Origin of the sequence: Streptomyces griseoflavus (genome assembly GCF_014649995.1) — a bacterium.
Taxonomy (GTDB): Bacteria; Actinomycetota; Actinomycetes; order Streptomycetales; family Streptomycetaceae; genus Streptomyces; species Streptomyces griseoflavus.
Map to the genome: position 1 here is coordinate 380312 of NZ_BMUC01000004.1, position 13089 is coordinate 393400.

Here is a 13089-nt window from a genome sequence, read left to right on the forward strand (position 1 = left end):
TCGGTCTCCGATGGGTCGCTGGCGCGATGGGCGCGGGCAGTTGACGGTACGCGGGGAGCACGACGACGGGTCCTCGGTCACGCGCGTTCCGTTGGAGATCGCCACCTCCTACCGGGCCCGCACGAAAGGACTGCTGGGGCGGGACTCCGTCGACGGGGCGCTGCTGCTCTCCCCCGCCAACGGCGTCCACACCTTCCGCATGCGGATACCCATCGACGTCGCCTATCTCGACCGGCGGCTCCGGGTCGTCGCCGTACGCACCATGCCGCCCGGGCGGCTCGGACGGCCCCGGCTCCGGGCACGGCACGTGCTCGAGGCCGAGGCGGGGGCGATGGAGGCGTGGGGGCTACGGGTCGGGGCGCGCGTGGCGATCGAGTCGGAGAGCCCGTGAAGTCCGCGCGGTCCGGGAGGTCCGTGACGTCCGCGAGGTCCGTGAGGTCCGTGAGTACGGCCATGCGCGTGGTCGCGTTGTACGCGCGGCTGCGGATGAAGCCGCGCTCGTCGAGCGTCTCCCGGGCACAGCGGCGGTTGCGCCGGCCGAAGGGGCCGGCCGAGCCGCCCGCCGCGCTGCGGAAGCGTCACGACGTCTCCGCCCGGCGGATCGACGGGTTCGCGTGCTGGACCGTCGCCCCGCGCGGACGGGAGGCGACCCGTGCCGCCGTCTACCTCCACGGCGGGGCCTACGTCAGTGAGATCGCCCCACAGCACTGGACCCTCGTCGGTGCGCTCGCCGACGCCGGCGTGCGCGTCGAGGTACCCCTCTACGGCCTGGCACCGCAGCACACCTACCGTGAGGCGTACCCCTTCGTCACGGAGGTGTACCGGCGGTTGCTGACCGAGGTGCCCGCGTCCGGGGTCACTCTCGCCGGGGACTCCGCCGGGGCCGGCCTGGCACTGGGCTTCGCCCAGACGCTGCACGCCCTGGGGCTTCCGCAGCCGGCCCGGCTGGTGCTGATCGCCCCCTGGCTGGACCTGACCCTCGGCAACCCGGAGATACCGGCCGTCGCCCGCCACGACCCCTGGCTCTCCCCGGTCGGGCTGATCGAACTGGGCCGGGCCTGGGCGGGCGGCGACGACCCGGCCGACCCGCGCCTCAGCCCCGTAAACGGCCCGCTCACCGGCCTCGCCCCCACACACGTGTACATCGGCACCCGTGACCTGACCCATCCGGACGTACGCCTGCTGGAACGCCGCGCCACCGCAACGGGCGCCCAGGTGACCACCACGGTCTGCGAGGGAGCGATCCACGTGTACCCCCTCACCCCCACACCCGAGGGCCGCGCCGCAGCCGCCGAAATCGTCGAGGAAACAGCCGGAAGAAGCACATGACTACCCGTGATCAGTCCGTCGGCTGGTGGCCGTCACCGACCTGCTGCCCGCGAGCTGCGTCCGGGCGGATCACCAGCGCGACACCGGCTGGTCAGCCCTCCGCCCGCGGGAAGGAGATCTCCACCCTCCGGTTCTTCTTGCGGCCGGCCTCCGTGGAATTGTCGGCGATCGGGTACTGCTCGCCGTAGCCACGGACCTCGTACGTGACGTTGGAGTCGCTCAGCTCCTTCACGAGAACGCCGTGCACGGCGTTGGCACGCTGACGGGACAGGACGTCACCGTGGGCGGACGAACCCAGGTTGTCCGTGAAGCCGAACACGCGGATCTTCGTCGCGTTCTGCGTCTTGATCTCGTCCGCGATGGCGGCAATACGGGACTTCGCCTCCCCGCCGAGCTTGGCGCTGTCCTTGCCGAACAGCACCTCGGCCTGCAGAGCGAACTTGACGTCGGAGTTGGTGTCCTCGCGACGCTCGTCACCGCTCTGGTCTTCGACGACCTGCTTGATGTCCAGCACCTTCGGCTCGGCGAGGGTGGCGCCGTCCGGGAGCTTCAGGTCGGGGTCGTTCGGGTCGAGCTCGACGGGGGCCGAGGCGGTGGCTTCGGTGCCGGGAGGAACACTCGGGCCGTCGTCGGCGTGGGCCACGCCCGGGCTCACAGCCAGGAGAGCGGCGACAGTCGCGATGAGAAGCAGGCGGTTATGAGTCATCCTGTGCCTCACCCAGAGATCTGGATGGTGCCGCTGGCGAAGGTCGGCAGTTGGAAGGTGACTTCGGAGGCGTCCGTGGGCGGCGCGGGGAACTGCATGAAGACAGAGAGGCTCTCTCCTGCCTTGATTGTCGAGAATCCCGTGGTGGTCAACGGGCGACCGTCCGTATCACGTAGTACGTAATACCGCTTCTTCCCCTTCGAGTCGACCAACGTGGCACCACCGAACGACCGCCCGTTCCTCACGATTTCGGTCTCGTTACCGCTCAGTGCGGCCGGGACCACGGAACTCTTGGCTCCGTCGTTCTTCAGGGTGGCGTTGACGGTGACAAAGCCCCCCGCGTCACGTTGTGCGGAGGTGATCTGAAGCAGGAGTCCGTCCGACCCCCTCAGTTCAGCGAGCGGCTCGTCTGCCTGCCCCTCTTGAGCACTTGGGTCCGACCCTCTGTCCGCGGAAGCAGACGCCGATGTCTCCGGCTTCTTTTCGTCGTCACCCCCACCACCGCAGCCAGCCACTCCGAGGGCCAATCCGGCCGCAACAGCCATTGCGACCACCCCCCTGCGGGCCTTCGTTGTGAACCGAGTGCTCATGCCTCTGCTTCCTTCGTCATTCGTCGTTCGCTGTCAGTCGGCCAGATGGACATCGAAGAGATCTTCAGGTTTCGGGAGCAGTTCCGCAGGGCCCTGCGGGTCCAAATCCCATTCCTTGCCGTCACACGTAAGCAGGGCCAAGACATCCTCGGTCGGCAACTTGAAGTCGCAGCGAGGCTCAATCACAGCAGTGGCCACTGCACGTGACCGTTTGTTTTCCGTGCCCGGGACGATGGATTCCCCGACGGTTCCGTTCGTCACGGCTTCGACGGTGAACGACAGGGGCCCACTGGGAGTGCAGAAAGCGGTCGCGTCGTTCTGCGCGGCGAGCTGATAGGCACGCCAGCACGACGGCCCAATGCCAGGCACGTAGCCGGCAAAGATCTCCGCCCAGGCGGTGGGATCGTTGATGCTCTTCGTCAGAGCGTCGGCGAGCTTCTCCCGCCTGTCCTGGGCTGCCGCGAGTGCCGCCGCGTCAGCGGCGGTCTGCGCGTCGTTCCGGTTCGCCGCGGCCTGGCCGACCGCAAAGTATGCGAACGCGAGGAAGAGCAGGCCCCCCACCACCACGATGTAGATGGGGAATGCCTGCCCTGCGTCGCCATCCTTATGGAACCGTGCGATCAGCCGGTGACCTCGGCGATCTGCTCCGTGATCGCGTCGTAGATCGACTGTCCGATGTCCGTCCCCGTGATCGCCAGCACGATGGCCACGACCACCGCGATGATGCCCAGGTACTCCACCGCGGTCTGGCCCTTGTCGTCGCGGGCTGCGCGGGAGTGGAGGTAACTGACGGTGGTGTTGATCCAGTTGCTCATGGTGGTCCCCTCCGGCTGACGCGGTGGCGGCCTCTTGGGTGGGGCCGCTTTCGACATGAGTAACGTACGGCCGGGCGCCCCGTCCGTCGGAGGGCCCCAGGGCCCATTCCCGGGCCCAAACACGGACCCACCGCTTCCTCGCCCTCGTTGTCACCGGAGTCCCCCCACTCCTCGGCCCGAACCCGGCGCCGTGCCGAGCCACTTCGCCGCGGCTTCGGAACGGCTCGTGCTGTGGAGCTTCGCGAAGATGCGGTTGATGTGGTTCTTCACCGTCTTCTCGCTGATGAAGCACGTGGCGGCGATCTGCTGGTTGTTCATGCCGGATGCGATGAGGTCCATGATCTCTGCCTCCCTCGTGCTCAGTTGGAACCCGGATCGGTCGGGGGCGGCCGGGCGGCCACCTGTCCACCCAGACGACGACTGTGCCACATCCGGTTGCAGTCGCGAAAGGTTTTCCACAGAAGTAGGCGGGTTCGGGACATGAGGCAGGCCGAGTCCGTTCGCCCCAGGGGGCGTTGCACGGGTCGCACCCAGCCCCTCCGGTAGCGGCTGCCCCGGGCCGGGCCTCTGTCGAAGTTGCGAGAGCAACGCTCCTGCCGCTGTCGGGGTGAAGTGCGGCCGGCCCTCCTTGATGTCGCGCACCGCCGCCACCAGCTGGTCCGCCGTGAACTCGCCGTGCACCAGGTAGCCGCCCGCTCCCCTGCGCAGGGCCTCCTGGACGATCTCCGACTCCCTGCTGTAGGTGAGCATCACGACCGGGGCGATGCCCACCAGGTACGGGAGGGCGGAGATGCCGTCGACGCCGGGCATGCGGACGTCGAGGAGGACCACGTCGGGGCGGTGGGCGCGGGCGGCCTCGTAGGCTTCCCTGCCGTCCGCCGCCTCCGCGACGACCGTGATGTCCTCGCGGCCGGTGAGGAGGGCCGTCAGGCCGGCCCGGACCACCGGGTTGTCGTCCGCGACCACCACGCGCAGCGAGGCCGGCGGGGGGACGTTCTCGAAGGGGTCCGGCGGTGGTGTCGTCATGGCGTGGCCTCCGTGGGGGTTGTCGGCGTCACCGCCGCGAGCGGGAGTTCCAGGCGGACCTCCGTGCCCTGGGCGAGGGTGCCCCGGCCTATGCGGATGCGGGCTCCGACCGAGGCGGCCCGTTCGACCATGCCCACCAAACCGAAGTGGCCCGCCCTGCGGAGGTTTTCCAGGTTCGTGCCCGGCGGGAGGCCGGAGCCGTCGTCGTAGACGCTGATGCGCAGGAGGTCTCCGTGGACGCCCGCGCGGACGTCGACCCGGGTCGGCTCGGCGTGCCGGTGGGCGTTCTCCAGGGCCTCCTGGGCGATGGTGAGGAGCTGGCGGGCCACCGCCGGGGGGACCGGGGGGACGGTGTCCTCGCCGGTCGGGGCGTACGAGGCGGTCAGGCCGGTGCGTTTGCTGAAGTCGCGGGTGCGTGCGGCGAGTTCGACGAGGACGTCGGTGCCCTGGTCCGGGTCGGATTCCCGTCGGAGGTCGGCGAGGAGTTCGCGTGATTCGGCGGCGGCCCTGCGGGCCGAGCGGGCCACCAGCTCCGCCTGCTGTTTCACCAGGTCGGGGGTCATGTGCGGGGCGCCCGCCGTGGCGGCCAGGCCGTCCGCCGCCAGGGCCACTCCGTGGAGGGTCTTGGCGACCGAGTCGTGCATCTCCCGGGCCAGGCGGGCCCGTTCCGCGCTGACCGCCTCCGTCACCGCCAGGCGGGCCTGGATCGCCGTCAGGGCCCGGGTCGCCCGGCCCAGGCTGAGCATCAGCTTGCGCAGGCTGGAGCCGACGGCTCCCGCGACCACGCAGAGGCCGGGGAGGAGCAGGGTCTGCGCCAGGTCGGTGTGCGGGTCCTCCAGGGTCGCGTAGACCAGCAGCAGGATCAGGCCCTGGAGGGAGGCGAAGACGGCGGCGCCCCGCCAGCCGTAGACCAGGCCCGCGAGGAGGGGGGTGCAGACGCTGACGTAGGCGAGGGTGGTGTCCGGGCCGGCGGAGACCAGGAGCAGGGCCCCGAAGAGGGTGTCCACGGCCAGCAGGGTGGGGTGGCGCAGGAGGAGGGGGCCGAAGCGTTCCCAGTCGCGGAAGAGGATGTAGGACGCCATGAAGGTGACGACCACGGCGGTCGCGACCAGGCGGGTGCCCCAGCCGGGGCCGGCGTTGAGCAGGGCCGCGGGGGCGGCCACGGCGATCATCGCCAGGCGGAAGCCGAACACCTGCCGGCACAGGGCCTGGAGGGCGTTGGCCTGGATCTGCGCGTCAGGGGCGGGGGGCGTCCGGCTCCCGGCCGGACGGGCGTCCGCGTCGCCCGCGGGCGTCCCCGGTACGGGTCCACCGGCGTCGGCGGAGGCGGGGGCCGGTGGGGGCGCGGGTGCCCGGCCGGCCGGTGCCCAGCCCGGTGGCAGTACGGGCGTCACCGACGTCACCGGGATGTCCGGGGCGCCGGTGCGGGCGTACGGCGGGAGGACCGTGCCCGCCGGTGGGGTGGTGATCTCCGACGGCTCGGCCGGGACCGGGCGGCGCAGCAGCCGTGTTCGTTCTCTCGTCGTGGTCATCGTGCGCCCTGCCTCCGCCCTACTCGCCCGTGAGGGAACCGAAGTCGGTGCCGGAGCCGAGGATCAGGCCGGCGCCGAGGAGGATCATCGTGGCCGGGACCATGAAGGTGGTGATCATCATGGTGGCCTTGGGGACCGCGCGGGCCGCTTTCCTGCGGGCGTTCTGCGCGTCCGTGCGGCGCATGTCCTTGGCCAGCGACACCAGCGTGTCGACGATCGGCGCGCCCAGCTCCTCGCCCTGCTGCAGCGCGGTCACGAACATGGCCACCTGCTCGGAGTCGTTGCGGCGGCGCAGTTCCGCGAACGCCTGCCTGCGGCTCATGCCCAGGTCCATCTGGCGGAGGGTGATGCGCAGTTCGTCCGCCCACGGGCCCTCGTACTTCGACGACACCCGGTCCAGTGCCTGCCGGAAGCCCAGGCCGGCGCTGACCACGACCGCGAGGACGTCCAGGAAGTCCGGCAGTGTCCGCTCGATGACGTCCTTGCGGACGCGGATCGCCGACCAGATGCCGACCTCCGTCCAGAACGCGCCGAACGCGAGCAGCAGCAGCGCCACGAAGAGCTGTCCGCGCATGAGGAAGACCAGGAAGCCGACGCCGCCCAGCGCCCCGTACACCGCGCGGCGGGCGGCGTAGCGGTCGATGGTGAGGCCGCCGGGGTTGCCCGCCAGGTCGATCTTGCGGCGGTACCTGGCGACCCGCGCCGGGCCCATGACCCGCAGCACGGCGGGGGCGTAGCGCATGCCCATGCGGTCGACGAGGGAGTCGACGGCGCCCGTGCGGGTGGAGCCGACCTCCAGGGCCAGCATCAGGTCGCCGGGGAGTTTCGCCTCGGCCCGGTACATGCGGATGCCGGCGAAGACGCCCCACACTCCGAGGCCCATCAGCAGGGCGAGCAGAAGTCCCATGTCAGTCGGCCTCCTCGCCGGTCAGACGTCGATGCGCGACAGTCGGCGGATGAGGACGAAGCCCACGGCGTACAGCCCGAAGGCGATGATCACCGCGGCCTGGCCGGCCGGGGAGCCGGTCATGCGCTCCAGGGCGCCGTCCTTCACCCCGTTCATCAGGAACAACGAGCCGACGCCGAGGACGGGGACGGCGTACGAGGTCATGCTCACCTGGGAGAGCTGGGTGCGGACCTCGCGCCTGGTCTCCTTGCGTTCCTCCAGGGTCTCGGTGAGGTTGCGGAGCGCGCTCACGACCTGGCCGCCCGCCCGGTTGGACAGCACCAGGGTGGTGACCAGGACGACCAGTTCGCGGGAGGGGAGGCGGTCGGCCAGTTCGCCGAGGGCGTCGTCCATGGACGCGCCGACCGCGAGCTGGTTGGCGACCTTGGCCAGTTCCTCGCCCGCCGGGGCCTCCAGTTCCTCCGCGGCCATGCCGATGGCCGTACGGAGCGCCAGGCCGGCCTGGGTGGCGTTGGCCAGGATGCGGGCCAGCTCGGGGAGTTGGTTGATGAACTTCTCGATGCGTTTCTGACGCTGCCAGTGGAGGAACTGCAGTGCCGCCCAGATGCCGAGCAGTCCGGCGATCGGCCCGAAGAACGGGGCGAGGGTGGCCTGGCCGATCAGCCAGAGGCCGGCGACCGTGGCGAGCATGGCGGCGAAGAACTCGCCGGGGGTGATGTCCAGGCCGGTGGCCAGCAGGCGCAGCTCCAGCTTCCTGCCCAGCTTGGTGCGGCGCAGGCGCCGGTCCAGGGCGGGGAAGTGGCGCCGGCGGCCGACGACGGGGATCTGGCCGGTGGCCGAGAGGCGGTCCACCAGCGCCTGGCGCTGCGCCCTGCCGGAGGCGTAGGAATGCACACCGACGACCCCGAGGACACAGGTCAGCAGGGCGATGCCGGTGGTCAGCCTGATCAGGTTCTGCAGATCCATGGGGACGGTTCCTACCTGGCTTCTCGGGTGGCGAGCTGGTCGGCGGAGTGCGCGATGCCGAACGCCTGCGGGACGGGCTGGCTCGCCATGTAGAGGCGGTCGGCGGTGCGGCGCGGCAGCGGGTAGTGGTCGTAGGCGCCGTGGACGCGGCCGTCGGCGGTCATCGGCTGCGCGTGGAAGCGGGCGACCGTGGCCAGCCGGTACGGTTCCGAGCCGTGGCTCTCCAGCAGGGCGATCTCGGTGATGCGGCGGGCGCCGTCGGCGAAGCGGGTGAGCTGGACGATCACGTCGACGGCGCTGTTGATCTGGTCGTGCAGCGCCACGAAGGGGATCTCCACGTCGGACATGGAGGCGAGGGTCTGCAGGCGCATCAGCGCGTCCTCGGCGCTGTTGGCGTGGACGGTGGCGAGGGAGCCGTCGTGGCCGGTGGACATGGCCTGGAGCATGTCGAGCGACTCGCCGCCGCGGACCTCACCGACGACGATGCGGTCGGGGCGCATGCGCAGGGAGTTGCGGACGAGGTCGCGGATGGTGACCTTGCCCTTGCCCTCGACGTTCGGGGGGCGGGACTCCAGGCGGATGACGTGGGGCTGCTGGAGCTGGAGTTCGGCGGAGTCCTCGATGGTGATGATGCGTTCGCCCTCGGGGATCAGGCCGGAGAGGGCGTTGAGGAGGGTCGTCTTCCCGGTGCCGGTGGCGCCCGAGACGATGACGTTGAAGCGGGCCTGCACCAGTCCCGCGAGCAGGTACAGCATCTGCTCGTCGAGCGAGCCGAGGCCGATGAGCTCCTGGAGGGTGAAGGAGCGGGGGAAGCGGCGGATGGTGAGTGTGGCGCCGGTCAGGGACAGCGGCGGGATGATGACGTTGACGCGCTCGCCGGAGGGGAGGCGGGCGTCGACCATGGGGTTGGCCTCGTCGACGCGGCGGTTCACCGTGGAGACGATGCGTTCGATCGTCTGCATGAGCTGGTCGTTGGAGGCGAACCGCAGGGGCAGTTGCTCCACCCGGCCGCCGCGCTCGACGAAGATCGCGTCGGGGCCGTTCACCATGATCTCGGTGATCGACGCGTCCTCCAGCAGGGGTTCCAGGATGCCGAGGCCGAGTGCCTCGTCGACGACGCGGCGGATCAGCTGGGAGCGTTCGACGGTCGACAGGACCGGGCCCTCGCGGCTGATGATGTGGCCCAGCACGCGTTCCAGCCGGGCCCGGCGTTCGGCCGCGGCCAGCGAGCTCATCTCCGCGAGGTCGATCTCCTCCAGGAGCTTGGCGCGGTAGGAGGCGACCAGGTGGCCGTCCTCGCCCCGTCCGCCCGACTCCTCGGGGGAGTTGATGCGTGCCCGCAGGCTCATGAGTCGCTTGCTCCTCGTTCCGGTGGCTCTTCTTCTGTCGCTCGTTCTGGTCGCTGCTCGTTCTGGGAACTGCCCGTTCGCGAAAGTGCTCGTTCTGGCGGCTGCTCCTCCTCGCCCCGTCGCCCGGCTCCCCGCGGCTCCCCCGCGGTTCCCGCGGCTCCTCGTTCAGCGGTCCTTCGGCATGGTGGCGGTCTTGCGGGCCGGGCCGAAGTCCCAGCCGGGGACGATCGAGGGGATGTCGACCGTGGCGGTCACGGTGACCTCCTTGCCGAGCCCCACCGGCACGCAGGCGGTGCCGTCGGCCAGCCAGGAGCTGACGGCTGCCGTGCACGCCCCCTGGGCGCCGCGGTCCAGCGACGCGCTGCGCGCCCCCGCGCGGGCTGCGGTGCCCGCCTGCTGGGCGGTGTAGGCGATCAGGCCCAGCTGCACGACGGCCATGCCGACGATGAGCAGGACGGGGAGGAAACCCAGGTACTCCAGGGCCGCCTGCCCGCGGTCGCGGTCGGGCCGGCGGTGGCCGCGTCGGTACGGCATCTCAGTCCTCCTCCTCGACGGCACCGGCGTGGCCCGTCACGTCGAAGGGGAAGGAGACCGTGCCCGGGAAGAGGAGGGGGACGTCCAGCTTCACGTCGGCGGTGACGAAGCCGCCCCCGGTCGCACAGTTCACGGTCGCTCCCCCCGCCCAGGCTCCCGACAGCTTGTCGACACCGGCGTCGTGGCAGGCGCCCTGCCGGGCCCCGGGGTCGGCCGCCGTCGCCGCCCGTACCGCCTCGTCCGCAGCATTCCCCGCGAGCGTGAAGGTGTACCCCACGAGCACCAGCTGCCACAGCACCACCAGTGTCACCAGGATCGTCGGCGTCATGCCGAGGAATTCGATGGTGACCTGGCCCCGGTCATGGTCGCGGGGCCGCCGTGAGGTCGTTGTCCGCATGGATCTCATCCCCCGTCGTCCTTCCTCCGCCGGAAACTCACCGACCCCCGGTCGCCCCGCAGCCGGTTGCCCTTCTGGGCGCCCTCGACGGCTTTGACCAGGCCGAGTTCGCCCGCCAGGCCCCACAGGGCCTGCTTCACCGTGCTCTTGCTCTCCAGTTCGTGGACGCGTCCGGCGTCCACGACTCCCTGGAGTTCCTTGAAGTGGGCGGGGACCGTGGTGGCCGCCACCGTCGTGCCGGTGATCTTCTGGATGAGCGGGGGCTGGATCTCCGTGCCCCGGGTGTGCCGGTTGACGACGATCGTGGTCTCCTCCGCCTTGCGGATCTGCAGCCGGTCCCACATCCGCACCACCCGCTTGGCACCCCGTACGGCGATCACGTCGGGGGTGGTGACCAGCAGGGCCCGGTCGGCCATCTCCACGGCCGCCGCGCCGGCCCCGCCGAGCTGGGCGCCGCAGTCGATGACGACGACCTCGTAGCGGGAGCGCAGGGCGCTGACGATCTGGCGGGTGGAGCGGTCGGTGACGTCCTCGCCGCGTTCGCCCTCGCCTGGGGCGAGCAGCAGGGTGAGACCGGTGTCGTGGCGGAAGACGGCGTCGGCCAGGACGCGCGGGGAGATGTCGCCCACGGCGGCCAGGTCGACGACGGACCGCCGGAACTGGACGTCGAGGTAGGAGGCGACGTCGCCGGTCTGGAGGTCCATGTCGACCAGGGCGGTGGGGCGGCCGGACGCCTGGGCGGCGAGGGCGAGCTGGACGGCGGTGAGGGTGGCGCCCACGCCGCCCTTGGATCCGCTGACGGTGACGACGGTGCCGCCGACGCCGGTGAACACGTCGACGCCCGCGCCCAGGTGGCGGCGGACGCCGACGGACCACTGGGCGACGGCCTGGACGCGGCTGGCGAGTTCCTCGTAGCTGAGCGGGAGGGCGACCAGGCCACGGGCGCCGTAGTCCATGGCCGCCTGGAAGAGGCCGGGGCTCGCGTCGGAGGTGACGAGGATGACGCCGACGGAGGGGAAACGCAGGGCGACTTCGCGGATCAGCTCCAGTGCGGGGACGGGGCCGATCCGCTCGTGCACGACCACGACCTCGGGCAGTTCGTCGACGGACTCGGCGGCCAGGCGCGCGAGGGTGTCGACGAGCTGGGTGGAGTCGGCCACCGGGGCCACCGGCTCGGCGTCCGGGAGCTGGCTGAGCAGTGTGGTGATGGACCGGACCGCGTCCGCGTCGCCGACTGCCGGGAGGATCCTGGTGGGCATGCGGCTCTCACTTGTCCTTCGCGAGTTCGTACGTCCGGTCCTGCTCGGGGACGGCGGTGTCGCCCCCGGGAGCGACCAGCGCGAGCCGGACCCGCTGGGCGAACGACTCGGCGTAGGTGATGCGCTGGGCGTCGATGGCGGACAGCGCGAAGGTGATCGGGACGGCGTCGGTGGGCTGCCCGCCCCGGTCGTTCTCGTCGGGCTGGAGCGCGGTGAGCCGGCCCACGTCGAGGACCTTGGCGTTGGTCACGATGATCTTCGACTGGGCGGGGGCGCCCTCGCGTTCGCCTTCGAAGGTGGCGTAGACGTTGACCGACGCGCCCGGTGTGATCTTGCCGGCGACGCCGGTGGCCGCGTCGATCATGATGGCGACCTCCTGCTGCCCCGGCTGGAGCGCGGGCTGGTTCACGACCATGTCGTTCTGCAGCAGTGAGCCCTTGCGCAGGGTGGTCACGGCGATCTTCCCGCGGATGTCGGCGAGGTCGGTGACGGCGTTCTCCGACAGCCACCGCTCCGGCATCGAGATCTTCTCGAACTGGTCCGTGCCGAGCGCGGTGTAGGGCGCGATGTCGGACTTCAGCCGGTAGGCGGTGACCTCGGGGCCGACCTTGGATTTCACGTCGCTGATGACGGAGAGCACGCCGGCGAACGCGCCGAGGGCGCACAGGACCGACAGGAGCAGGAGTATCACGCCTCGGCGCTGACGGGAGTTCATGAACCGTACAACCTCATCGGGATCATCGGGCCGGCTGGTGCGGTGGACGAACGGGTCAGGTGCGGTGGGTGAGAGCGGAGGCGCCCTCGGGGGCGGGTGGCACGGCGGAGCAGAACACGCACCGGTCGCCGATGACGTCGATGCCGCACCAGTGGCAGGTGCCGCGCCGTACGGAGGTGACCAGCTGGTACAGGACGGACAGGTCGGGCAGGTAGGTGCAGAACTCGACGACCTTGCCGGTCCCCCACCAGCCCGGGGACCCGGCGGGCAGCGGGGTCTCGCGCAGGCCCTGCACCTGCCAGGCGGGGGCCAGGGTCGCGGTGACCCAGTCGGACTGGAGCTGCCCCTTGGCGACGAGCATCCAGGTGCCGAACTCGGGCCCGTCGAGCATGGCTTCGGGGCCGAGCCGGACGAGCTGGGGCTGCGGGTGGGCGAGTACGGCGAACTGGCTGCCGGGCATCCAGGACTTGGCGTGCTGCTTGAGGTTCACGGGCACGCGGTCGAGCCGGGCGACGGAGCCGAGCAGCGCCCCGGCGTGGATGTAGTGGATCAGCAGGCGGCCGGCGGAGGCGAGGACGCCGGGGCTGAGGTCGCAGGAGGCGAGCTGACGCAACTGGCGTGCCAGGATGGCCAGTCCGAGCGGGGGCAGATCGGGGCGGAAGAGGGCGATGCGGTCGCTCTCCAGGAGGGAACGCAGCGTGTGCAGCCGTCGCCGGACGGACGTGGGGGCGGCCGGGGAGCACACGACGATGACGTGGCCGTGCTGCTCGACGAGCATCTGCATGTCCGTCAGCGCCTGTTCCAGCGGGCGGGTGTCGATGTCCCGCAGCACGACCGCGGGCAGGGTCCGTTCGTCCTGGGCCGGCAACGCCATGTCGGCGCCGGTCACGGCAATGGCGGTTGGCATGCGCGGCTCCCCGTTCTCCCCGTACCCGGCAGCCCGCCGGGATCGTGACCGCGACGC

16 protein-coding genes are annotated in these 13089 nt (G+C 71.1%); 2 read left to right on the forward strand and 14 right to left on the reverse strand.

The window, feature by feature from the left end:
- The first annotated feature begins 10 nt into the window (after window positions 1-10).
- Together IE172_RS12635 and IE172_RS12640 are read left to right on the forward strand one after the other, a co-directional pair.
- Window positions 11-391, forward strand: coding sequence for a DUF192 domain-containing protein (locus IE172_RS12635; RefSeq protein ID WP_190097268.1), 381 nt, complete (start codon window positions 11-13; stop codon window positions 389-391).
- A 50-nt stretch (window positions 392-441) separates the two neighbouring features.
- Entirely contained in the window at window positions 442-1329 is an 888-nt protein-coding gene (locus tag IE172_RS12640) for an alpha/beta hydrolase fold domain-containing protein (protein WP_229885978.1), read from the forward strand.
- Between the two features lie 91 nt (window positions 1330-1420).
- Here the strand turns inward: IE172_RS12640 and IE172_RS12645 are convergent, their stop codons facing one another.
- The 14 genes from IE172_RS12645 to IE172_RS12710 all read right to left on the reverse strand — a co-directional run bounded on the left by IE172_RS12645 (window position 1421) and on the right by IE172_RS12710 (window position 13032).
- Window positions 1421-2035 (reverse strand): OmpA family protein, encoded by a 615-nt coding sequence (locus IE172_RS12645; RefSeq protein WP_190097269.1) that lies wholly within the window; start codon window positions 2033-2035, stop codon window positions 1421-1423.
- 8 nt (window positions 2036-2043) lie between these two features.
- A complete protein-coding gene (locus IE172_RS12650; protein WP_190097270.1) occupies window positions 2044-2625 on the reverse strand; it encodes a hypothetical protein in 582 nt (193 codons plus the stop codon).
- Between the two features lie 33 nt (window positions 2626-2658).
- A complete protein-coding gene (locus IE172_RS12655) occupies window positions 2659-3246 on the reverse strand; it encodes a pilus assembly protein TadG-related protein (RefSeq protein WP_190097346.1) in 588 nt (195 codons plus the stop codon).
- Window positions 3246-3440, reverse strand: a complete 195-nt coding sequence (locus IE172_RS12660) for a Flp family type IVb pilin (protein ID WP_190097271.1) — start codon at window positions 3438-3440, stop codon at window positions 3246-3248. The genes IE172_RS12655 and IE172_RS12660 overlap by 1 nt, the downstream gene beginning before the upstream one ends.
- Before the next feature lie 150 nt (window positions 3441-3590).
- The gene (locus IE172_RS12665) at window positions 3591-4466 is read right to left on the reverse strand and encodes a response regulator transcription factor (protein ID WP_190097272.1); all 876 of its coding nucleotides are present in this window, start codon (window positions 4464-4466) and stop codon (window positions 3591-3593) included.
- Entirely contained in the window at window positions 4463-5998 is a 1536-nt protein-coding gene (locus IE172_RS12670) for a sensor histidine kinase (protein WP_190097273.1), read from the reverse strand. Before IE172_RS12670 ends, IE172_RS12665 begins: the two co-directional genes overlap by 4 nt.
- A gap of 19 nt (window positions 5999-6017) precedes the next feature.
- Complete coding sequence (locus IE172_RS12675; protein ID WP_190097274.1) at window positions 6018-6905, reverse strand: DUF5936 domain-containing protein; 888 nt, start codon at window positions 6903-6905, stop codon at window positions 6018-6020.
- Between the two features lie 21 nt (window positions 6906-6926).
- A complete protein-coding gene (locus tag IE172_RS12680) occupies window positions 6927-7871 on the reverse strand; it encodes a type II secretion system F family protein (RefSeq protein ID WP_190097275.1) in 945 nt (314 codons plus the stop codon).
- An 11-nt stretch (window positions 7872-7882) separates the two neighbouring features.
- On the reverse strand, window positions 7883-9220 hold the full coding sequence (locus IE172_RS12685; protein WP_190097276.1) for a TadA family conjugal transfer-associated ATPase: 1338 nt from the start codon (window positions 9218-9220) through the stop codon (window positions 7883-7885).
- 165 nt (window positions 9221-9385) lie between these two features.
- The gene (locus IE172_RS12690; RefSeq protein ID WP_190097277.1) at window positions 9386-9754 is read right to left on the reverse strand and encodes a TadE/TadG family type IV pilus assembly protein; all 369 of its coding nucleotides are present in this window, start codon (window positions 9752-9754) and stop codon (window positions 9386-9388) included.
- Window position 9755: 1 nt separating this feature from the next.
- Window positions 9756-10151, reverse strand: a complete 396-nt coding sequence (locus tag IE172_RS12695; RefSeq protein WP_190097278.1) for a pilus assembly protein — start codon at window positions 10149-10151, stop codon at window positions 9756-9758.
- 5 nt (window positions 10152-10156) lie between these two features.
- A complete protein-coding gene (locus tag IE172_RS12700) occupies window positions 10157-11410 on the reverse strand; it encodes a CpaE/TadZ family protein (protein ID WP_190097279.1) in 1254 nt (417 codons plus the stop codon).
- Window positions 11411-11417: 7 nt separating this feature from the next.
- On the reverse strand, window positions 11418-12125 hold the full coding sequence (gene cpaB, locus IE172_RS12705) for a Flp pilus assembly protein CpaB (RefSeq protein WP_190097280.1): 708 nt from the start codon (window positions 12123-12125) through the stop codon (window positions 11418-11420).
- 55 nt (window positions 12126-12180) lie between these two features.
- Window positions 12181-13032 (reverse strand): hypothetical protein, encoded by an 852-nt coding sequence (locus IE172_RS12710; RefSeq protein ID WP_190097281.1) that lies wholly within the window; start codon window positions 13030-13032, stop codon window positions 12181-12183.
- Window positions 13033-13089: the final 57 nt, after the last annotated feature.